General features: G+C 75.4%; 15 protein-coding genes and 1 pseudogene. 4 read left to right on the top strand and 12 right to left on the bottom strand.

Translation table 11 applies throughout. The annotated features are described in order from the left end of the window. Positions 1 to 3 precede the first annotated feature (3 nt). The 6 genes from JKP75_RS08085 to JKP75_RS08060 all read right to left on the bottom strand — a co-directional run bounded on the left by JKP75_RS08085 (position 4) and on the right by JKP75_RS08060 (position 8,077). Entirely contained in the window at positions 4 to 822 is an 819-nt protein-coding gene (locus tag JKP75_RS08085) for a shikimate dehydrogenase (RefSeq protein ID WP_200491864.1), read from the bottom strand. Then, complete coding sequence (mltG, locus tag JKP75_RS08080) at positions 815 to 3,163, bottom strand: endolytic transglycosylase MltG (protein ID WP_200492918.1); 2,349 nt, start codon at positions 3,161 to 3,163, stop codon at positions 815 to 817. The genes JKP75_RS08085 and mltG overlap by 8 nt, the downstream gene beginning before the upstream one ends. Before the next feature lie 5 nt (positions 3,164 to 3,168). Next, positions 3,169 to 5,850, bottom strand: a complete 2,682-nt coding sequence (alaS, locus tag JKP75_RS08075) for an alanine--tRNA ligase (RefSeq protein ID WP_200492917.1) — start codon at positions 5,848 to 5,850, stop codon at positions 3,169 to 3,171. Positions 5,851 to 5,926: 76 nt separating this feature from the next. Beyond that, the gene (locus JKP75_RS08070; protein ID WP_200491866.1) at positions 5,927 to 6,208 is read right to left on the bottom strand and encodes a hypothetical protein; all 282 of its coding nucleotides are present in this window, start codon (positions 6,206 to 6,208) and stop codon (positions 5,927 to 5,929) included. Continuing rightward, positions 6,208 to 6,633: a DUF948 domain-containing protein gene (locus JKP75_RS08065; protein ID WP_200491867.1), complete on the bottom strand. Its 426-nt coding sequence runs from the start codon at positions 6,631 to 6,633 to the stop codon at positions 6,208 to 6,210. Before JKP75_RS08065 ends, JKP75_RS08070 begins: the two co-directional genes overlap by 1 nt. A gap of 106 nt (positions 6,634 to 6,739) precedes the next feature. After that, a complete protein-coding gene (locus JKP75_RS08060) occupies positions 6,740 to 8,077 on the bottom strand; it encodes a replication-associated recombination protein A (protein ID WP_200491868.1) in 1,338 nt (445 codons plus the stop codon). 35 nt (positions 8,078 to 8,112) lie between these two features. Here JKP75_RS08060 and JKP75_RS08055 point away from each other — a divergent pair, with 35 nt between their 5' ends. The 3 genes and pseudogenes from JKP75_RS08055 to JKP75_RS24445 form a co-directional block, all read left to right on the top strand. Beyond that, positions 8,113 to 8,967 carry an aldo/keto reductase gene (locus JKP75_RS08055; protein WP_200492916.1) on the top strand — a complete coding sequence of 285 codons (855 nt, stop codon included), beginning with the start codon at positions 8,113 to 8,115 and terminating at the stop codon, positions 8,965 to 8,967. A gap of 588 nt (positions 8,968 to 9,555) precedes the next feature. Then, positions 9,556 to 10,536 carry an adenylate/guanylate cyclase domain-containing protein gene (locus JKP75_RS23760; RefSeq protein WP_309229640.1) on the top strand — a complete coding sequence of 327 codons (981 nt, stop codon included), beginning with the start codon at positions 9,556 to 9,558 and terminating at the stop codon, positions 10,534 to 10,536. Between the two features lie 35 nt (positions 10,537 to 10,571). Then, positions 10,572 to 10,940: pseudogene (locus tag JKP75_RS24445) on the top strand (CBS domain-containing protein); the annotation flags it as partial. A 60-nt stretch (positions 10,941 to 11,000) separates the two neighbouring features. Here JKP75_RS24445 and JKP75_RS20905 read toward each other — a convergent pair. Then, on the bottom strand, positions 11,001 to 13,988 hold the full coding sequence (locus JKP75_RS20905) for an FAD-dependent oxidoreductase (RefSeq protein ID WP_242472828.1): 2,988 nt from the start codon (positions 13,986 to 13,988) through the stop codon (positions 11,001 to 11,003). Positions 13,989 to 14,237: 249 nt separating this feature from the next. Here JKP75_RS20905 and JKP75_RS08030 point away from each other — a divergent pair, with 249 nt between their 5' ends. After that, entirely contained in the window at positions 14,238 to 15,107 is an 870-nt protein-coding gene (locus tag JKP75_RS08030) for an endonuclease domain-containing protein (protein WP_200491873.1), read from the top strand. A 103-nt stretch (positions 15,108 to 15,210) separates the two neighbouring features. Here JKP75_RS08030 and JKP75_RS08025 read toward each other — a convergent pair whose 3' ends face one another. From JKP75_RS08025 to JKP75_RS08005, 5 genes are all read right to left on the bottom strand, one after another. Next, positions 15,211 to 16,299, bottom strand: a complete 1,089-nt coding sequence (locus JKP75_RS08025; RefSeq protein ID WP_200491874.1) for an alanine--glyoxylate aminotransferase family protein — start codon at positions 16,297 to 16,299, stop codon at positions 15,211 to 15,213. Further along, the gene (gene aspS, locus JKP75_RS08020) at positions 16,296 to 18,041 is read right to left on the bottom strand and encodes an aspartate--tRNA ligase (RefSeq protein ID WP_200491875.1); all 1,746 of its coding nucleotides are present in this window, start codon (positions 18,039 to 18,041) and stop codon (positions 16,296 to 16,298) included. Before aspS ends, JKP75_RS08025 begins: the two co-directional genes overlap by 4 nt. Before the next feature lie 25 nt (positions 18,042 to 18,066). Next, positions 18,067 to 18,936 (bottom strand): aldo/keto reductase, encoded by an 870-nt coding sequence (locus tag JKP75_RS08015; RefSeq protein WP_309229639.1) that lies wholly within the window; start codon positions 18,934 to 18,936, stop codon positions 18,067 to 18,069. A 117-nt stretch (positions 18,937 to 19,053) separates the two neighbouring features. Next, positions 19,054 to 20,319 (bottom strand): histidine--tRNA ligase, encoded by a 1,266-nt coding sequence (gene hisS / locus JKP75_RS08010; RefSeq protein WP_200492914.1) that lies wholly within the window; start codon positions 20,317 to 20,319, stop codon positions 19,054 to 19,056. Next, positions 20,319 to 21,002, bottom strand: coding sequence for an MBL fold metallo-hydrolase (locus JKP75_RS08005; protein ID WP_200491876.1), 684 nt, complete (start codon positions 21,000 to 21,002; stop codon positions 20,319 to 20,321). Before JKP75_RS08005 ends, hisS begins: the two co-directional genes overlap by 1 nt. Between the last annotated feature and the right edge of the window lie 129 nt (positions 21,003 to 21,131).

Here is a 21,131-nt window from a genome sequence, read left to right as displayed (position 1 = left end):
GGGTCAGGCGGCGGAGAGCGCGGCGTCCAGGGCGCGGCGCATCTCCGCGATCGGCGCGGGCCGGCCGGTCATCAGCTCGACCTGGACGGTGGCCTGCCAGAACAGCACCTCGGCGCCGCCGATGACCGTGCCGCCGGCGGCGGTCACCCGCTCGGCCAGCGGCGTGGGCCAGGGCACGTAGAGGACGTCGAGGACGGTCTGCCCGGCGCGCCACGGCAGGGCGCTGACCGCGGGCTGGCCGGCCACCGGGACGGTGCTCACGACCACCGGCGCGTCGACGACGGCGCCCTCCAGCGGCGACACCGTCACCGGCACCTGCAGGACGTCGAGCACGCGCACCAGGTCCTGGGCGCGGGCCGGCTCCCGGACGACGACGTCGACGTGCCGGGCGCCCAGCGAGGCGAGCGCCACCGCGGCCGCCGCGGCCGTCCCGCCGGCACCGAGCACGGCCGCCCGGTCCACCGAGTCGACCCCGGCGACCTGGAGCGCGGTGCCGATGCCCGCGACGTCGGTGTTCTCCGCGCGCCACCCCCGCTCCTCCCGGACCAGGGTGTTGGCCGCGTGCAGCAGCCGCGGCAGCGGCTCGACCACGTCGGCGACGTCGACGGCCGCCTGCTTGCAGGGCATCGTCACCGAGAAGCCGCGCCACTCCTCGTCCAGGCCGGCCAGCAGCTCCGGCAGGTCCTCGGGCCCGACGTCCAGCGCGTCGTAGCGCCAGCCGTCCAGGCCGAGGGCGGCGTAGGCCGCGCGGTGCAGCAGCGGGGAGAGCGAGTGCGAGACCGGCCGGCCCAGCACCGCGGCCCGGCCGGGCCGCTCAGCCACCGCAGCCGAGGCCTGCGTCGGCGCACCGCTGCCGGGCGGCCTGGAACTCGGCGTAGTCGTCGGTGAAGAAGTGCGCCCCGTCGGAGTTCTGCAGCACGTAGTACAGGAGGTCGCCCGAGCTCGGCGCGAGCGCCGCCTCCAGGCTCTCCTCGCCCGGGGAGCTGATCGCCGTGGGCGGCAGGCCGGTGCGCGTGCGGGTGTTGAACGGGCTGTCGGTGCGCAGGTCGGAGACGGTGAGGTCGTTGCCGCTCTTGCCCAGCCCGAAGGCGAGCGTGGCGTCGATGCCGAGCGGGATGCCCTGCGCCATGCGGTTGTAGATGACCTGGGCGACGTCGGGCCGCTCCGCGTCCAGCCGCGTCTCCGACTGGATCATCGAGGCGACCGTGACGACCTCCGCCGGGGTCCGGCCGGCGGCCGCCGCCCGCGCCTCGAGCTGGAGGTCGGCGGCGACCTTGGTGAACTGCTGCACCATCGCGCGCAGCACCTCGACGGCCGACTGGCCGGGCTCGACGTCGTAGGTGGCCGGGAAGAGGTAGCCCTCCAGCTGGCCGTTGGCGTAGGCGGGCAGCCCGAGCGCGGCGCCGTCCGACGCGGCCGCCTGGAGCTCCTCCATGGGCCGCCCCGTCTCGGTGGCGATGCGGTCGAGCACCCGCGCGACGGTGAGCCCCTCGGGGATGGTCACGGGGGAGAGCAGCCGCGAGCTGGGGTCGAGCAGCAGGTCCAGCGCGGCCTGGCCGCTCATCTGCGAACGCAGGGAGTAGAGGCCGGGCTGGATGCCGGTGGCCTCCGGGCGACCGTCGGCGGCGTCGACGAACGGCCGGGTCGAGGCGATCACGTCGGCGTCGGCCAGCGTCCGGGCGATGTCGCTCAGCGTGTCGCCCTGGGCGACGCGGACCTCGACGGTGCCGGTGCCGGTGCCGGTGTAGTCCTCGGCCTCGGTCAGGCCCATGAGCGCCTGGACGCCGAGCACGATCCCGGCGACCAGCCCGCCGAGCACCAGCAGGCTGAGCAGCACCGCGACGGGACGGCGCCGGCGGCGGCCGCGGCGGCGCGCGGGCGCCGCGCCGGCGTGGTCGTGGGAGTCGTCGCCGAACCGGTCGTCGTCGTGGTGGTCGTCGTGGAACTCGTCGTGGTGGGGGTCGTCGGAGGAGCCGATGACCTCGAGGCCGCCGGTGCGGTCCCACGAATCGGTGTCGCCGTCGGCGGGGTGGGCCGGCGCGGTGTGCCCGGCGTCGTCGGGCCCGTCGTCGTCGCGGTGCCCGGCGTCGTCGGTGCGGCCGGCCTCGCGAGCACCGTCCAGCGGGTGCTCCTCGTGCGGGTCGAACCGGTGCGCGACGGTCGCGTCGTCGTCGGGCGTGCCCCCGGCGGGCGGCTGCAGCCGGTCCCAGACGCCGGAGGGCATCGGCGGCAGCGGAGCCGAGGGGTGCGGCCGGCCCGGCTCACGCCGCTCGGGGACGTCGTCGTCGCCGCTCGAGTGCCGGGCCCGCGGGTGGTCGGGGTGATCGGTGGAGCCGTAGGACCACCAGGCCGGCTCGGGGAGCGGGCCGGTGCGGTCGGTGCCGGGAGCGGCCGGCGGGCCGGCGGTCCAGGGCAGGGACGGGAGGCCGCCGGTGCTGTCCCCGGCGGAGTGCCGCCCCCGCCCGCCCGGACCACCGGGCACGGTCACGGGCCGCGCCCGCCGGCTGTCCAGGTACTGCTGCAGGATCACGACGGCGGCGGCCTGGTCGATCACCGAGCGCTGGCGGCGGCTGTCGATGCCGCCTTGGCGCAGGTGGCTGGCTGCGGTCACGGTCGAGAGCCTTTCGTCGATCAGGTACACGGGCACCTCCGCTATGCGGTCGGCCAGTGCCTGAGAGTAAGCACTGGCGTCTGCCGCGGACGCCCCCGACGCACCCGACAGGTGCCTCGGCTCCCCCACCACCACCTCGGTCACCTCGTGTTCCACCACGAGGGCGGCGAGACGGTCCAGATCGGCGCCGTCCTTGGCCCGCTGGACCGTCTCCAGCGGGCTGGCCAGGGTGCCGGTCGGGTCGGACAGGGCCAGCCCGACCCGCACGGTGCCGACGTCGACGCCGAGCACCCGGCCCGACGGCGCGGCCGGCTTCGGCGGCACCTTGAGGTGCGCCGGCCAGCCCCCGGACAGGTCGATCTCCGTCGTCTCGTTCGTGACGGGCGGGAACCCCTGGCTCAGGTCGATCTCGGTCGTCGGGTGGTACGTCGGCTGACCCGCCGGCGGACGCGGCCGGGCCGGGGGGACGGCCGGCAGCTCGCGCCGCCGTCCCCCGACCGGACCGGTGTCGTCGGGGTTGTACTCGGAACCGTGGTCGTCGCTCGTGGGCACGGTGCTCACCTTCCCGTGGCGGCCGCAACCGCCTGTTCGCCGGCCTGCAACGCGGCGGGGATCCCTGCAGCGTCGGTGCCGCCCCCCTGGGCGACGTCTGCCTTTCCGCCACCTCGACCGCCGACGGGACCCGCCGCGGCCTTCAACACGTCGTTGGCCGACAGCCCCTGCGCGAGGGCGGCCGGGTTCAGCGCCGCGACGAGAGCCACCTTGCCACCGGACTCCGACGCGAGCAGCACGACGGCCGGGCGCTCGCCCAGCCGGCCGCGGACGTCGAGCGCCAGGGTGCGCAGGTCGCCGCCGGCCAGCCCCGCGGGGGCGCCGGTGACGACGGCGACCCCGCCGACGTCGCGCGCGGCGCCGGCCAGCTGACCGGCCGCGGCGAGGGTCTGCTGGCCGCGCAGCTCGGCGAGCTCGCGGTCGACCTCGCGCAGCCGCGACAGCATGCCGCCGACCCGCTCGACCAGCCCGTCCTGCGGGGTCTTGAGCAGCTCGGCGAGCTGGCGGACGAGGTCGCGCTCGCGGGCGAGGTAGCGGAAGCCCTCCAGGCCCACGACCGCCTCGACGCGACGTGCGCCCGAGCCGACCGAGGACTCGCCGGTCAGCGCCAGCGTCCCGATCTGCGCGCTGCCCCGCACGTGGGTGCCACCGCACAGCTCGCGCGACCAGGGGCCGCCGATCTCGACGACGCGCACCTGCTCGCCGTAGGTCTCGCCGAACAGCGCCAGCGCGCCGAACGCGCGCGCCTCGGGCAGCGTCATCCAGGAGGCGGAGACCGCGTGGTCGGCCCGCACCGCGGCGTTCGCGACGTCCTCGATGTCGGTGCGCTGCTGCTGGGTGAGCGCGCCCTGCCAGGCGAAGTCCAGCCGCAGGTAGCCCGGCCGGTTGTAGGAGCCCGACTGCAGGGCCTGCGGGCCGAGCACCTGGCGCAGCGCGGCGTGCACGACGTGCGTGCCCGAGTGCGCCTGGCAGGCGGAGATCCGCCACTCGTGGTCGACCTCGGCGGTCAGCTCGGTGCCGAGGTGCAGCTCGCCCTCGAGGACGCGCACCTGGTGGGCGACCAGGCCCTTGACCGGGCGCTGCACGTCGATGACCTCGGCGCGGCCGCCGTCCCAGGTGAGGATGCCGGCGTCGGCGACCTGGCCACCGGACTCGGCGTAGAACGGCGTCCGGTCCAGGACCACGCGGGTGATCTCGCCGGGGCCGGCCGGGCGCGGGGCCTCGTCGTCGGCCTCGGAGACCAGGCCGAGCACCCGGGAGTCGGTGCGCAGCGTCTCGTAGGCCTGCCAGTCGGTGGGCCCGTGGTCGGCCAGCAGCTTCCGGTAGGCGAGGACGTCGACCGAGCCGGTGCGCTTGGCGCGGGCGTCGGCGCGGGCCCGGTCGCGCTGCTCCTGCATCAGCGCGCGGAAGCCCGCCTCGTCGACCGTCACGCCCTGCTCGGCGGCCATCTCGAGGGTGACGTCGATCGGGAAGCCGAAGGTGTCGTGCAGGCTGAACGCCTGGTCGCCCGAGAGCGTCGGGGTGCCCGCCTGCTTGGCCTGCGCCACCGCGGTGTCGAACAGCGCCGTCCCGGAGGTGAGGGTGCGGCGGAACGCCTCCTCCTCCGCGTAGGCGACCGACGAGATCCGGTCGAAGTCGGTGGCGAGCTCGGGGTAGCTGGCGCTCATCGCGTCGCGCGAGACCGGCAGCAGCTCGGGCAGCGTCGCGTCGTCGACGCCGAGCAGCTTCATCGAGCGGACCGCGCGGCGCAGCAGCCGGCGCAGGATGTACCCGCGGCCCTCGTTGCCCGGCGTGACGCCGTCCCCGATGAGCATGAGACCGCTGCGCACGTGGTCGGCGACCACGCGCAGCCGGACGTCGGCGTCCCGGTCCTTGCCGTAGGTGACGCCGGCCAGCTCGGCGGCCTTGCGCAGCACCGGCGCGACCTCGTCGATCTCGTACATGTTGTCGACGCCCTGGAGCAGGTAGGCCACCCGCTCCAGGCCCATGCCGGTGTCGATGTTCTTGTTCGGCAGCTCACCGACGACGGTGAACTCCTCCTTGCTGCGCACGTCGGTGAGCTCGTACTGCATGAAGACGAGGTTCCAGATCTCCAGGAACCGGTCGCCCGCGGTGTCGACGAGCGGACCGCCCTCGGGCCCGAACTCCGGGCCGCGGTCGTAGTAGATCTCCGAGCACGGACCGCCGGGGCCGGCCGCTCCCGTGTGCCAGTAGTTGTCCTTCTTGCCCAGCCGCTGGATCCGCTCGACCGGCAGCCCCGCGATGCGGTGCCAGGCCTCGGCGGCCTCGTCGTCGTCCAGGTAGACGGTGACCCAGAGCCGGTCGGGGTCGAAGCCCAGGCCGCCGTCGTCGACCGAGCCGGTGAGCAGCTCCCAGGCGTGCTGGATGGCGCCTTCCTTGAAGTAGTCGCCGAAGGAGAAGTTGCCGTTCATCTGGAAGAACGTGCCGTGGCGGGTGGTCTTGCCCACCTCCTCGATGTCGAGGGTGCGGACGCACTTCTGCACGCTGGTGGCCCGCGGGTAGGGCGCGGGCTCGCGGCCGGTCAGGTACGGGATGAACGGCACCATGCCCGCCACGGTGAACAGCAGCGACGGGTCCGGGGACACCAGCGACGCGCTGGGGACGACGGTGTGGCCGCGCGCGGCGAAGTGCTCCAGGAAGCGGCGGCGGATCTCGGCGGTCTGCATCAGGTCTTCTCAGGTCGGCGGTCGGGGCCGGACCGGGGCGGCGTGCCCCGGCCCGGGAGGTCAGGAGGGGGCCATGTCACTCGGCGCTGTGCGCGCCGCGGCCGGGCAGCCGCACCTGGTCGCCGGTGGGCAGCGGGGAGTCCAGGCCCGTGCCGGCGCGCAGCTCCTGCTCGCGCTCGGCCATCGCGTCGCGGACGTCGGCGCCGAAGTCGCCGATCGCGTCGGCGAGGTCGCGCAGGCCGTCGGCGATCGAGGCGCCGATGCCCGCGGGGGTCATCTTCTCCGCGGCCCGGCCGAGCTTGCGGACGACGAGGGCGCCGATGGTGACGCCCATGGCCAGCCAGAACAGCCGGCGCATCAGGCGGCCCGCCGCGCGGACCGACGGGCGCGACGCGCCTCCTTGTCCCGGCGCGCGATCTCGGCGAGCGCCTCGCCCTCGCGCTTCTTGCGGGCGGCGCTGCGCACGCCGTAGGAGAACGCGGCGACCTTGATCAGCGGGCTGCCGAGCGTGGCGGCCACGACGCTGGTCAGCGCGGCGACGTTGCTCGACACGTTGGCGGCGTTGCCGGTGATGTCGTCGACCCGCTCGAGGTTGCTGTTCACGTGGGTGACCGTGGTGCTGGCCTGGGTCAGGATCGGCGCGCTCTGCTCGCGGACCTGCCGGATGGTCAGCGTGGTCTCGTCGAGCGTGCGGCCGAGCTTGAGCAGCGGGACGGCGACCAGCACCACCAGCAGCACCAGCGCCCCGGCTGCGACCAGCCCGGCGATCTCTCCTGCGGACACACGTGCTCCTGTTCTGAAGGTCTCGGCGAGGCTCCGCCCGGGAGTGGTCACAGTAGTCGCGGGGCCGGTCGACCGTTCCCGTCCCCGCCCGTCATCGGCAGTTCGGTCAGCGACCGCGCCGGATGATCGCCCGGAGCTTGGCCAGCCGCTCCCCCAGCCGGGCTTCCGCACCCCGGCCGGTGGGCCGGTAGTAGTCCTTGCCGACCAGCGCGTCCGGCGGGTACTGCTGCGGGACGACGCCGTCGGGGTGGCTGTGCGGGTAGACGTAGGTCTGGGCGTGCCCGAGCTTCTTCGCCCCGGCGTAGTGACCGTCGCGCAGCCCGGGTGGCACCGGCCCGGCCAGCCCCGCCCGGACGTCGCGCACCGACTCGCCGATCGCCTTGGTGACGGCGTCGGACTTCGGTGCGGTGGCCAGGTGGACGACGGCCTGCGCCAGCGGGAAGTGCCCCTCGGGCATGCCGATGAAGGCGACCGCGTCGGCGGCCGCGACCGCGGTGAGCAGCGCCGTCGGATCGGCCATCCCGATGTCCTCGCTGGCGGAGATCACCAGCCGCCGGGCGATGAAGCGCGGGTCCTCCCCGGCCTCGACCATGCGGGCCAGGTAGTGCATGGCGGCGTCGACGTCGCTGCCGCGGATGCTCTTGATCAAGGCACTGGCGACGTCGTAGTGCTGGTCGCCCTGCCGGTCGTAGCGCACCGCGGCCTGGGCGACGGCGGTCTCCAGCGTGGCCAGGTCGATCTCGGTGGCCCCCACCGCCTGCGCGGCGCCGGCGCCGGACTCCAGCGCGGTCAGCGCCTTGCGGCCGTCACCCCCGGCGATGCGCACCAGGTGCTCCTCGGCCTCGGCGCTGAGCGTCACCGCGCCGTCCAGCCCCCGGTCGCTGGTGAGCGCCCGGTGCAGCAGCGTGCGGACGTCGTCGTCGTCCAGCGGCTGGAGGGCCAGGACCAGGCTGCGCGACAGCAGCGGGCTGACCACGGAGAAGAACGGGTTCTCGGTGGTGGCCGCGATGAGGCTGACGATCCGGTCCTCGACCGCGGAGAGCAGGCTGTCCTGCTGGGTCTTGGAGAAGCGGTGCACCTCGTCGATGAACAGCACGGTGCGGCGCCCGGAGAAGGTCAGCTCGCGCTTGGCGCTCTGGATGACCGCGCGCACCTCCTTGACCCCGGAGTCCAGCGCGGAGAGCTGCACGAACTGCCGCTTGGTGGCCAGCGAGATGACGTGCGCCAGGGTGGTCTTGCCCGTGCCGGGCGGGCCGTAGAGCACCAGCGACATCGGCTCGTCGGACTCCACCAGCCGGCGCAGCGGGGCGCGTGCGCCGAGCAGGTGCTGCTGGCCGACCACCTCGTCGAGCGACCGTGGCCGCATGCGCACGGCCAGCGGGGCACCCGGGTCGACGGCGGGCGCACCCTGCTCGTCCGGAGCCGGGTCGAACAGCGATGTCACGGTTGCGACGCTACCCGCGGGGCACGACACCCCCCGTGCAGCAGCGACGCATCGGGACCCTGTCCGTCAGCGCCATCGGGCTGGGGGCGATGCCCCTGTCCACCAAGCGGCCCCGGCCCTCCCGCGAGGAGGCGGTCGGCGTCGTCCACGCCGCCCTGGACGCCGGGGTGACCCTGGTCGACACCGCCGACGCCTACTCCCGCGACGAGGCGGAGTTCGGGCACAACGAGTCGCTGGTGGCCGAGGCGCTGGCCTCCTACGGGCCCGGCGCCGCCGACGTGCTCGTGGCGACCAAGGGCGGGCACACCCGCTCGGGCACCGACTGGGGGCTGGACGGCTCCCCCGCCTACCTCCGCCGTGCCTGCGAGGACTCGCTGCGCCGGCTGGGCGTGGAGGCGATCGGGCTGTACCAGTACCACCGGCCCGACCCGTCGACGCCGTGGGAGGAGTCGATGGGCGCGCTGCGTGCCCTGGCCGACGACGGCCTGGTGCGGATGGTCGGCGTCTCCAACGCGGACATCGCGCAGATCGACGCGGCCCGGGCGATCGTCGGCGACGCCTTCGTGAGCGTGCAGAACCAGTTCTCCCCCGGCTGGCGGCACTCGGCCGGCGAGCTGGCGCACTGCGCCGCGCACGGGCTGGCGTTCCTCCCGTGGAGCCCGTTCGGCGGGGTCGGCGCGGCCGGCTCGCTGGACGCCGACGCCCCGGCCTTCGCCGAGCTGGCCACCGAGCTCGACGTCTCCGTGTACCGCGTCGCGCTGGCCTGGCACCTGGCGCAGGCCGACGTCGTCGTCCCGATCCCGGGCGCGTCCCGCGCGGCCTCCGTCCAGGACTCGGCGCAGGCCGCCGAGCTCGAGCTGACCCCGGAGCAGCTGGCCCGGCTGGGCTGAGCCCCGCGGCCGAAAGACCCTGGCACCGGCGTGCGGCGCCGACGCACAGTGGCGCGGTGGACCCGGCCGGGCGCGCACCCGCGCAGGACGAGGCCGACCGCCCTCCCGCTGCGGGCGGGCGGGCGACGGCGCCCGCGCGCCGTGCCCCGGGGTGGCTCCGGCCCGGCACCGTGGCCGTCGTCGCCGGGCTGCTCCTGCCCGCCGCGGGCATGGTCTTCCTGCTGAAGCCGGACTACGCCGCCGTCCACTGGACCAGCGCGCCGCTGCACTTCGTCTTCTTCCTCGTCGTCGGCTTCGTGGCGGCCAGCCTCTCGGTGGTGACCGGGGAGGCCGCCCGCGCCCGGGGTGACGCCCGCGTCCTGCTGCTCTCGCTGGCGTTCCTCACGGTCAGCGGGTTCATGGCCCTGCACGCGGCGGGCACCCAGCACGTGCTGACCCACGAGTCGCTGCCCGGCTACACGGTGGCGATCACCGTCGGGCTGCTCGTCGCCGCCCCGTTCGCCCTGGCGTCGGCCTACGTCGACATCCGCCCGTGGGCCGGGCCGGCGGTCATGCGCGCCCGGCCGTGGCTGCGCGCCGCCGTCGTCGGTGCGCTGGTGCTGTGGGGGATCTGGTCGCTGGGCAACTGGCCGCCGATCGACGTCATCACCGGCGAGGGCCCCAGCGGTGACGCGCTGGAGATCGCCGCCGGCACCGCCGCGCTCGCCTACGTGTGCGCCGCCGCGCGCCTGTGGTGGGTGCACCGCGAGCGGCTCGGGTTCCTCGTGGTCAGCGTCGTCGTCTGCTACGTGCTGCTGGCCGAGGCGCTCCTGGGCGTGGCCGCCGCCGGGGAGCGCAAGTTCCACCCCTCCTGGTGGGTGTGGCACGCGATCATCGTCGCCGGGTTCCTGCTGGTCTTCGCCGCCGCGCGGCGCGAGTGGCGGGAGGAGCGGTTCCGCCCGCTGTACCTGCCGGCCACCCGTGAGCAGCGGCAGGAGGTGTCGGTCCTCGTCGGCGACCTGGCCGGGTACACGACCTTCGGCCGAGGACCGCGACCCCGCCGAGGTCGCCGCGATGCTGCGCGCCTACTACGAGGTGGCGACGCCGCTGGTCTCCCGCCGGTTCGGCGGCGAGGTGGAGAAGTTCACCGGCGACGGCATCTTCGCCACCTTCAACCGCCGCGGCGACCAGCCCGATCACGCCCGCCGTGCGGTCGGCGCCGCGGCGGCGCTGCAGGACGAGGTGGCCGCCATCCGGCGCGACCACGACGACTGGCCGGAGCTCCGGGTCGGGGTCAACAGCGGCCCCGTCGTCGTCTCCGAGATGGGCGGCCGCGGCTACGTCGTCTACGCCGCCGTCGGCGACACGGTGAACGTCGCCGCCCGGTTGCAGGCGGCCGCGCCGGTGGGCGGCGTGCTGGTCGGCGAGCGGACCCGGGCCCTGCTGGGCGACGACGCCGCGCTCGCCCCGACCCCCGAGCTGCGGGTCAAGGGCAAGGCCGAGCCGGTCGAGGCCTACCTGCTGACCCTGCCCGTCCCGCGCCCCGCTCCCCGGTCGGGAGCGGGCGCACCCACCCGCCGGAGGCGCTGACCGCAGCGCGACCGGACGACGACGAGGAGCCCGGCATGACCCCCACCCCCGACCCCGTGGTGCGCGACGTCATGCGCTCGGCGATGACGACGGTGGAGCGCACGGCGCACGTCGCCGCGGCCGCGTACCTGATGAAGCGGTCGCACGACAACGTGCTCGTGGTGCTCACCGACGGCGCCTCCCGGGTGCCGGCCACCCTGGTCTGCGACGGCGACGTCACCCAGGCCGTCGCCGACGGGCGCGACCTCGAGCAGACCCGGCTGGTGGACCTGGAGCTGCCGGAGATGGTCGGGCTGGCCCCGGACACCCCCGTGCCCGAGGCGGCCGAGCGGATGCTGCGGGTCTCCGCCGCCTACGCCCCGGTCGTGGAGGACGGGGTGCTCGTCGGCCTGGTGGACCTCGCCGCGCTGTGCCGCGGGCTGCTCGCCGGGCGACGGCAGGACCGGCTGGCTGGAGGCGGTGCCCTAGGCCGGGCCGTCGTCGCCCCGGGGCAGCACGACGCGGGCGCGGGTGACGCCGTCGGCCGAGCCGAGCGTCAGCTCGCCGTGGTGCTGCTGGGCGACCACCGCCAGCGACGTCGTCAGGCCCAGGCCCGTGCCGATGCCGACGCCCTTGGTGGTGAAGAAGGCGTCGAAGACGCGGTCGGCGACCTCCGGCGGCACCGGCGGGCCGGTGTTCTCGACGTCGACGACGACCCGGTCGCCGGCGCTCGAGGTGCGGACGGTGATCGTGCCCTCCTTCCCCACCGCGGCGACCGCGTTGTCGAGCAGGTTGATCCAGACCAGGGCGAGGTCCGCCGGTCGCCCGCGGACCACGCGGGCGTCGGGGGCGAACTCGCGCACCACCTGCACCCCGGGCGGGAGCTTGTGCCGGAGCAGGACCAGCGCCTGGTCGAGGCCGGCGTGCAGGTCGACCTCGGTGAGCCCCTGGTCGGCGGAGTAGGCCAGGGGGCGGAACCCGGTGACGATGCGGGACAGGTGCTCGGCACCGGTCGCCAGCTCCTCCAGCAGGTCGTCGGCCTCGCGCAGGCGCAGGAACCGCCGCACCTCGGTGGCGCGCCGCTCCGCCGGGAGCGCCTGGAGCGCCGCCTCCAGAGCGGGCGCGGCGACGCCGGCCGCGGCCAGCTGCTGGGCCGCCGCCCGGCCCAGGCCCGGGGCCGCGCGCGCCAGCACGCCGGCCAGGGCGGTGGCGGCGTCGGCCCGGTCCAGGGCGTCCGCGGGCGGCGGCCCGGCCAGCCCGTGCAGCGGGCCGGGCGCGGCGTCCTCCGCGAGCAGCGCCCGGAGCCGGCCGGCGCTGCGCCGGACCGCCGCGGCCGGGTTGTTGATCTCGTGCAGCAGGCCGGCGGAGAGCGCGCCCAGCGCGGCCATCCGCTCGCGCTGCCGGAGCAGCGCCTCCTCCCGGGCCAGCCGGCGGGCGGTGGCCTGGAGCAGCGCCCGCGCGGAGTGCGGGTGGGCCAGCAGCCGGTCCAGGGCGTCGACGTCGATCCGCTGCACCCGGGCCGCGGTGCGCGCCCGCACCGTCGCCGACCGCGGCACCCGCTGCAGCACGCCCAGCTCGCCCAGCAGGTCGCCCCGGGTGCACAGGTTGAGCAGCACCGGCGGGCCGCCCCCGCCGTCCCGGGTGACCTCGACCTGCCCCTCGAGGACGACGATCATCGCGTCCGACGGCGCCCCCTCGGCCATGAGCACCGTGCCCGCGGGCACCTCCAGGGTGCGCCCGCCGGCCGCGAGCTCGGCGAGGTCGGCCTCCGGCAGCTGCGCGAAGATCGTGGAGCTGCGCAGCGCGGCGGCGACGTCGCCGGCCGGGGTGGTCACCGCCCCGCCAGCCGCTCGTGGGCGAAGCTCACCGCCATCGCGCCCTCGCCCACCGCCGAGGCGATCCGCTTCACCGAGCCGGCGCGCACGTCCCCCGCGGCGAACACCCGCGGCACCGAGGTCTCCAGCGGCAGCGGCCGGGACCGCCAGCGGCCAGTCCGGCGGCGGGGTGCCGAGGTCGGCGCCGGTGAGCACGAAGCCCCGGGCGTCCCGCCGCACCGCGCCGTCCAGCCAGCCGGTGCGCGGCGCCTGCCCGATGAAGACGAAGACGGCGTCCGCGGGCACCTCGTGCTCCTCGGTGCCGCTGCGCAGCCGGAGGGCCTCCAGCCGGTGCCCACCGACGGCTCCGGCGACCTCCGTCCGGGGCACGACCGTGATCCGGTCGGAGGCCTCGATCCGGTCGGTCAGGTAGCGCGACATGGTGGTCGCCAGGTCCGGGCCGCGGACCAGGATCGTCACCTCGGCGGCGAAGGCTGCGAGGAAGAGCGCGGCCTGACCGGCGGAGTTGCCGCCGCCCACCACGAACACCCGGCCGCCCTCGTGGTCGGCGGCCTCCGCGCGGCCGGCGCCGTAGTAGACGCCCCGGCCGGTCAGCTCGGCGGCGCCCGGGACGTCGAGGGTTCGGTAGCTCACGCCGGAGGCGACGACGAGGGCCGCGGCGCTCACCTCCCCGCCGTCGGCCAGGGTGACCACCGAGTACGGGTCGGCGCGCACCAGCCCGACCGCCTCCGTCGGCACCAGCATCTCCGCCCCGAAGCGGGTCGCCTGCTCGCGGGCGCGCAGGGTGAGGTCGGCGCCGGAGAGCCCGACCGGGAAGCCGAGGTAGTTCTCGATCCGGCTCGTGGTGCCCGCCTGCCCTCCCGGGGCGCTGCACTCCAGCAGCAGGGTGGTCAGCCCCTCGGAGGCGCCGTAGACGGCCGCGGCCAGCCCGGCCGGGCCGGCGCCGGCGATGACCAGGTCGTAGGCGTCCCGCTCGGCCCGCACGTGCAGCCCGATGCGGGCGGCGATGTCGTGCAGGTCGGGGCGGGTCAGCACCTCGCCGTCGTCGAGCACCAGGACGGGCAGCTCGCCGGCGCCGGTGCCGGCCAGGTCGAGCAGCTCGCGGGCCTGCGGGTCGGACTCGACGTCCAGCCAGCGGTAGGGCACCAGGTTGCGGGCGAGGAACTGGCGCAGCTCGTGCGAGTCGGGCGACCAGCGGTCGCCGATCAGCCGCAGGTTCGCCGTCGGCGCCGGCCGCCGCCAGGTCTCCAGCAGGTCGTCCAGCACCGGGTAGAGCCGGTCCTCCGGCGGGTCCCAGGGCTTGAGCAGGTAGTGCTCCACGCCGGCGTCGTTGATCGCCCGGATGGCGGCATCGGTGTCGGCGTAGGCGGTGAGCAGCACCCGCCGCGCGTCCGGGTACACCCGCCGGGACGCGGTGAGCAGGTCGGTGCCGGTCATCCCGGGCATCCGCTGGTCGACCAGCAGCAGGGCGACCGGCTCCTCGCGCAGCCGCAGCCGGCGCAGCAGGTCCAGCGCCTGCTCCCCGGAGCCCGCCGTCATCACCTGGTACCGCTCGGCGTACCGGTCGCGCAGGTCCCGCTCGACCGCGGCGAGGACCGGCGCGTCGTCGTCCACGGCCAGGAGCACCGGCAGGCCCATGCGCGGACGCTACGCCCGGGCTCCGGCACTGACCAGCGGCTCCGCCCTCGGGCCCGACCCCACTTCTCCCCGCCGTCCGCCTCCCCGCCGATCGCCCCCGGCCGACTGCTGAGTTGCTGCCGCCGACACGCACCGACGCGCCGCGGGCGACGACCGCACGTCCGCACTCGACGATCCACAGGCAGCCGCGTCGTCCACGGATCGCGCACGCCGGCCCCGCCCGGGGAATGCGCTGGCGACGCTGCGCTGATGGATCCCGTGGAGCTGCCCGTCGTCTACACGCGCGTGCAGGTGGCGACGGCCGGGATGACCCGGGCCCAGCTCCGGGACGACGGCGCGCGGGCCACCCGCGGGGCCTACGTCTCCAGAGCGGTCGCGTTCTCGCTCCCGAACGTCTGCGCGGCCGTGGCCGAGGTGCTGCCGCCCGGGGCAGCGTTCTCCCACGGGACGGCCGCCGGGCTCCTCGGCGCGCCCGTCCGGCACGCGTTCCCCCTGCACGTGAGCGTCCCGCCCGGTGTGGCCCGACCGCAGCGGCTGCGGATCCGGTCGCACGTCCGCCGGCTCGACGAGGACGACGTCGATCGGGCGTTCGGCCTGCCCGTGACCAGCGGCGCGCAGACCTGGCTGGACCTGGCACCCGTCCTGCCCCGTGGGGAGCTCGTCGCGGTCGGTGATGCGCTGTACCGAGGCGGACACCTCGACGCGGCCCGCGTGGACGCGCGGCTCCGGCGAGCCGGCGGGGTGCGCGGCGTCGTCGCCGCCCGGCACCTCGCGCCGCTGCTCACCCCGCTGGCGGCGTCCCGGCCGGAGAGCCTCGTCCGTTACGCGGTGGTCAGCGCGGGCCTCCCTGCGCCCGAGGTGCAGCACCCGATCGTCGACAGGTGGGGCCGGGAGGTGGCGCACGCCGACCTCGGATGGGCGCGGTGGAAGATCGCCCTGGAGTACGAGGGCCGTCAGCACGCCGAGCGCGAGCAGTTCGGCCGCGACGTCGACCGCTACTCGCTGATGGCCGCCGACGGCTGGCTCGTGCTCCGCTTCGCCGGCCGGCACCTGGGGCGGCTGGACGCCGTCGTGGAGCGCGCGGCTCGGGCGCTGCGCAGCCGCGGAGCCACCTGGTGAGGCCGACTGCTGAGTTGCGGTCGTCGACGCGCGCCGACACGCCGCCGCGAACGACCACAAGTCAGCACTCGGCGCTGGAGCGGGCCCTCGCGGACGGGGCGGGTCAGCGGGCGAGGACGTCGGTGAGCGCGGCGAGGACGAGGGCGACGCGGTCGGGGGCGGCGTTGGGGCCCATGAGACCGATCCGCCACACCGAGGCCGCATAGGGGCCCGCGCCGGCGCCGATCTCGAGGTCGTAGCGCTCGAGCAGCTCCTTCCGCACGGCCGCCGAGTCCACGCCGTCGGGCACCTTCACCGTGGTGAGCTCGGGCAGCCGGTGGCCCTCCGCGGCGAACAGCTCCAGGCCCAGCCCGGCCAGTCCCTCGTGCAGCAGGCGGCCGGCCTCGGCGTGGCGGGCGTGCACGGCGTGCAGCCCCTCCTCGAGGATCCGGCCGAGCCCCGCGTGCAGCGACACGACCATGCCGGTCGGCGCGGTGTGGTGGTACGTGCGCCCACCGCCGGCCGCCTCACCCGCGTAGCCGCCGAGCAGCCCGAGGTCGAGGTACCAGCTCTGCGGCTTCTCGATCCGCCGCTCCCACGCCCGGTCGGAGATGGTGAACGGCGCCAGGCCCGGGGGGACGCCGAGGCACTTCTGCGAACCCGAGTACGCGAGGTCGACCCCCCACTCGTCCAGCCGCACCGGCACCCCGCCCAGCGAGGTCACGCAGTCGGCCAGCAGCAGGGCGTCGCCCTTCCCGGCGGCCAGCGGTCGGAGGTCGGAGAGCACCCCGGTGGAGGTCTCCGCGTGCACCGCGGCGATCAGCTTCGGGGAGGGGTGCGCGGCCAGCACGCGCTCGGCGTCGACCGGCTGCCCCCACTCGTGCTCGACGGCGACCACCTCGGCGCCGCAGCGGGAGGCGACCTCCACCATGCGCTGCCCGAACAACCCGTTCACCGCGACGACGACGACGTCGCCCGGGCCCACCGTGTTGACGAACGCCGCCTCCATGCCCGCGGAGCCGGTCGCCGACAGCGGCAGCGTGCGCCGGTTCGCCGTCCCGAAGACCTGCCGCAGCCGGTCCGAGGTCTCGTCGAGCACCTGGAGGAACAGCGGGTCGAGGTGCCCCAGCAGCGGATACCCGAGCGCGGCCTGGGCCTCCGGGTAGGGGTTGGACGGGCCGGGTCCGAGCAGGGTGCGGGCGCGCAGGCTCATGACGGGTCGGCCTCCGCGGGCTCCTCGGGCTTGGCGTCGATGCCCGCCTCCGCGCGCTGGGCGTCGCTGATCGGCGTCGGCGCCCCGGTCAGCGGGTCGAAGCCGGCACCGGTCTTCGGGAAGGCGATCACCTCGCGGATCGAGTCGACCCCGGTGAGCAGCGCGGTGAGCCGGTCCCACCCGAGCGCGGCGCCGGCGTGCGGCGGCGGGCCGTAGGCGAACGCCTCGAGGAAGAACCCGAACCGCTCGCGGGCCTCCTCGCGGGACATGCCGAGGGTCTCGAACACCCGCTCCTGCAGGTCGGCGTCGTGGATGCGCACGGAGCCGCTCATGACCTCGTTGCCGTTGATCACCATGTCGTAGGCGTCGGACAGCGCCGCGCCCTTGTCCTCGGCGAACCGGTCCCGCCACTCCGGGGTGGGCGAGGTGAACGGGTGGTGCATGAAGGTCCAGTCGCCGTCCTCGGTCTCCTCGAACATCGGGAAGTCGACGACGAAGAGGAACGACCACGAGCCGGGCTCGATGAGCTCCAGCCGCTTGGCGATCTCGTTGCGCGCGGCGCCCAGCAGCTCCTGCGCGGTGCGGCGGGCGCCGGCGGCGAAGAAGACGCAGTCGCCCGGCTTCGCGCCGACGGCGGCGACCAGGCCCTCGCGCTCGCCGTCGGAGATGTTCTTGGCGACCGGCCCGCCGAGCGTGCCGTCCTCGGCGATGGTCACGTAGGCCAGCCCGCGGGCACCCCGCGACTTGGCCCAGTCCTGCCACGCGTCGAACGCCCGCCGCGGCTGCGACCCGCCGCCGGGCATGACGACCGCGCCGACGTAGGGCGCCTGGAAGACGCGGAACGGGGTGTCGGCGAAGTAGGAGGTCAGCTCGGTCAGCTCGACGCCGAAGCGCAGGTCGGGCTTGTCGGAGCCGAACCGGTCCATGGCCTCGCGGTAGGTCATCCGCGGGATCTCCGGGACGTCGTAGGACGCCAGCTCGCGCCACAGCGCCCGGACCACGTCCTCGGCCACGGCCAGCACGTCGTCGCGCTCGACGAAGCTCATCTCGAAGTCCAGCTGGGTGAACTCCGGCTGCCGGTCGGCGCGGAAGTCCTCGTCCCGGAAGCAGCGGGCGATCTGGTAGTAGCGCTCCAGCCCGCCGATCATCAGCAGCTGCTTGAACAGCTGGGGCGACTGCGGCAGCGCGTACCACTTGCCCTGCTGCAGCCGGACCGGGACGACGAAGTCGCGCGCGCCCTCGGGCGTCGAGCGGGTGAGCGACGGCGTCTCCACCTCGGCGAAGCCGTGCTCGTGCATGACGGCGCGGGCGACCCGGCTGACCTCCGAGCGCAGCCGCATCGCCTTCGCCGGGCCCTGCCGGCGCAGGTCGAGGTAGCGGTACTTGTAGCGGACGTCGTCCGACGCGGCCTGGTCGCTCTCGATCGGGAAGGGCAGCGGCGCCGACGACGACAGCACCTCGAGCGACGTCGTCGCCACCTCGATCTCGCCGGTGGGCAGCTCGGGGTTCTCGTTGCCCTCGGGACGGCGGCGCACCTCGCCGGTGACGAGCACGCAGTACTCGTTGCGCAGGTGGTGCGCCTCCTCCTCGCGGACGACGACCTGCACGTAGCCGGACGCGTCGCGCAGGTCGAGGAAGACCACGCCACCGTGGTCGCGGCGACGGGCGACCCAGCCGGCGAGGGTGACGGTGCTGCCGGCGTCGGCTGCCCGGAGGGCGCCGGCGTCGTGGGTGCGGAGCAAGGGGGTGCCTTTCGAGTGGGGGTGGTTACCAGCGGTCGTGGACGTGCGCGCGGATGCGCTCGTCGTACAGCCGCTCGAGGTCGGCGAGCTGGGTTGCGGTCAGGGGCGGCAGCGCGGCGGCGGCGACGTTGCCGCGCACCTGCGCGACGTTGCGCGCCCCGGGGATGACGGCGGTGACGCCGGGCTGGTCGATCACCCAGCGCAGCGCGAAGGCCGCGGTGTCGGTGTCGCCGGCGATGGCGGCGACCTCGCGGGCGGCGGCGACACCCACGTCGAAGGGCACGCCGGCGAAGGTCTCGCCGACGTCGAAGGCCTCGCCGTTGCGGTTGAAGCTGCGGTGGTCGTCGGCGGCGAACGTCGTCGACTCGTCGTACGTGCCGGTGAGCAGCCCGCTGGCCAGGGGCACGCGGGCCAGCACGCCGACGCCGGCACGACGGGCGGCGGGCAGCAGTTCCTCCAGCGGCTTGCGCCGGAAGACGTTGAGGATCACCTGGATCGTGGCCACGCCCGGGTGCTGCAGCGCGGTGAGCCCCTCGGCGACGGTCTCCACGCTCACCCCGTACGCGGCGATCGCGCCGTCCTCGACGAAGGAGTCCAGCGCGTCGTAGACCCGCTGGTCGGAGTAGACGGCCGGCGGCGGGCAGTGCAGCTGCACCAGGTCCAAGGTGTCGACGCCGAGGTTGCGGCGCGACCGGTCGATCCACGCGCGCAGGTTCTCCGGCGTGTACTGGGCCGCCTCGAACGGGTCGGCGCGGCGGCCGGCCTTGGTCGCGACGACCGGCCGGTCCGAGCGGGTCGCCAGCGCCTGCCGGATCCGCTCCTCGGAACGCCCGTCGCCGTACACGTCCGCGGTGTCCAGCAGCGTGACGCCGGAGTCGAGCGCGGCGTCCAGCACGGCGGCGGCGTCGTCCGCGGAGACGTCGCCCCAGTCGCCGCCCAGCTGCCAGGGTGCCCAGGCCGACGACGCCGACCTCGGCGCCGGTACGGCCCAGCGGCCGCTGCTCCATGCTCGTCATGCCCCCACCGTCGCACGCTGGAGCGCGTCGAACAGCTCGGCGACGGGGACGGCGGTCTGCTCCCCGGTGGCCATGTCCTTGAGCTGGCCGACGCCCTCGGCGAGGTCGCGCTCGCCGATGACGACGACGTGCGAGGCCCCCGAGCGGTCGGCGGCCTTCATCGCGCCCTTGAGCCCGCGGTCGCCGTAGACGGTGTCCGCCGCGACCCCGGCCTGCCGCAGCTGCCCGATCAGCCGGACCGCCAGGCGCTTGGCCTCGGCACCGAGCGGCACCACGAAGGCCTGCACGCCGGCGGTCGCTCCGATGTCGAGCCCCTCGGCCTGCACCGCGAGCAGGGTGCGGTCCACGCCGACGGCGTAGCCGATGCCCGAGAGGTCCGGGCCGCCGAGCGCGGCGGAGAGCCCGTCGTAGCGGCCACCGCCGCCGATCGCGGACTGCGCACCCAGCCCGTTGTGCACGAACTCGAACGTGGTCTTCGTGTAGTAGTCCAGCCCGCGCACCAGTCGCGGCGCCTCGGTCCAGCTGACGCCGAGGTCGGTCAGGTGCTGGCGGACGGCGTCGTAGTGCGCCTTCGTGGAGTCCGACAGGTGGTCGACCATCAGCGGGGCGTCGTCCAGCTGCGCCTGCACCTCGGGGCGCTTGTCGTCGAGCACCCGCAGCGGGTTGATCTCCGCGCGCCGGCGGGTCTCCTCGTCGAGGTCCAGCTTCGCGAGGAACTCGACGAGCAGCTCGCGGTACTGCGGGCGGCAGGTGGCGTCGCCCAGCGAGGTCAGCAGCAGCTCGAAGTCGGTGAGCCCCAGGTCGCGGAAACCCTGCACGCCCAGGGCCACGACCTCGGCGTCCAGCGCCGGGTCGTCGACGCCGAGCGCCTCGCAGTCGACCTGGGTGAAGTGCCGGTAGCGGCCGGCCTGCGGGCGCTCGTACCGGAACGCCGAGCCGACCGCCCACACCTTCACCGGCAGGGCGCCGGTGTGCAGCCGGTGCTCGATGAAGGCGCGCATGAGCCCGGCGGTCAGCTCCGGGCGCAGCGTCAGCGAGCGGCCGCCGCGGTCCTCGAAGGTGTACATCTCCTTCGTGACGACGTCGGTCGACTCGCCCACCCCGCGGGAGAAGACCGAGGTCTCCTCGAACACCGGCGTCTCGATGTACCCGTAGCCCGCCGCGCGCAGCGGCGCGGTGAGGGTGTCGCGGACGGCGAGGAAGCGCGCGGAGTCCGGCGGCAGCGTGTCGAAGGTGCCCTTCGGCGCGGTCAGGCCCGCCATCAGAGCCCCCGCCCCTTCGGCTCGGCGGCGGCCTCGGCCAGGTAGGGGTTGGTGGCCCGCTCGCGACCGATCGTCGTCGCCGGGCCGTGGCCGGGCAGCACGACCGTCGCGTCGTCCAGCGGCAGGACGACGTCGCGCAGCGAGGTGAGCATCGCGTCCCAGGAGCCGCCGGGCAGGTCGACCCGGCCCACCGATCCGGCGAACAGCACGTCACCGGCGAGCAGCCCCGGCGCCTCGCCCAGGTCGAGGGAGAACATGACCGAGCCCTGCGTGTGGCCCGGCGCGTGCCGGACGGTGAGGTCGACGCCGGCCAGCGACAGCACCGCGCCGTCGTCCAGGCGCTTCACGTCGCTCGGGTCGGGCAGCTTCAGCCCCCCGAGCAGCGGGGCGAGCTGCGGGCCGTGCCAGCGCATCGGGTCGGAGATCATGCCGAGGTCGGCCGGGTGCAGGTAGGCGGGGATGTCGTACCCGTCGCACACCGGCAGCACCGAGAAGGTGTGGTCGAGGTGGCCGTGGGTCAGGACGACGGCGACCGGCTTGAGCCCGTCGTCGGCCAGCATGCGGGCCAGCGGCTCGACGGCGTCCATGCCGGGGTCGACGACGACGCACTCCTGGCCGGGGCCGGACGCGACGGCGTAGCAGTTGGTCCCGAAGGCACCGGCGGGGAAGGAGCGGATGAGCACCCGTGCAGGTTACGCGGGCACCCCCGCTCGGGCGGCGTGCCAGGACAGCGGGCATCCAGGGACCCCGCAGGTCCCCCACCTAGACTCCGTCGCTGACCGCGTCGAGCGGCGCCCGTGGTCCGGGCCGCC

The organism is Blastococcus sp. TML/M2B, from assembly GCF_016612865.1.
In the GTDB taxonomy this organism is placed as follows: Bacteria; Actinomycetota; Actinomycetes; order Mycobacteriales; family Geodermatophilaceae; genus Blastococcus.
The sequence above is the reverse complement of the archived record's forward strand: the minus strand, read 5'-3'. Positions and strand labels throughout refer to the sequence as shown.

Coding starts and splice junctions, on each gene's coding strand:
- alaS (WP_200492917.1), bottom strand. CDS start 5,850: ATGCAGACCGCCGAGATCCGCCGCCGCTTCCTGGAGCACTTCGCCGCG.
- JKP75_RS08070 (WP_200491866.1), bottom strand. CDS start 6,208: ATGCGCCGGCTGTTCTGGCTGGCCATGGGCGTCACCATCGGCGCCCTC.
- JKP75_RS20905 (WP_242472828.1), bottom strand. CDS start 13,988: ATGGGCCTGCCGGTGCTCCTGGCCGTGGACGACGACGCGCCGGTCCTC.
- JKP75_RS08030 (WP_200491873.1), top strand. CDS start 14,238: ATGGATCCCGTGGAGCTGCCCGTCGTCTACACGCGCGTGCAGGTGGCG.
- JKP75_RS08025 (WP_200491874.1), bottom strand. CDS start 16,299: ATGAGCCTGCGCGCCCGCACCCTGCTCGGACCCGGCCCGTCCAACCCC.
- hisS (WP_200492914.1), bottom strand. CDS start 20,319: ATGGCGGGCCTGACCGCGCCGAAGGGCACCTTCGACACGCTGCCGCCG.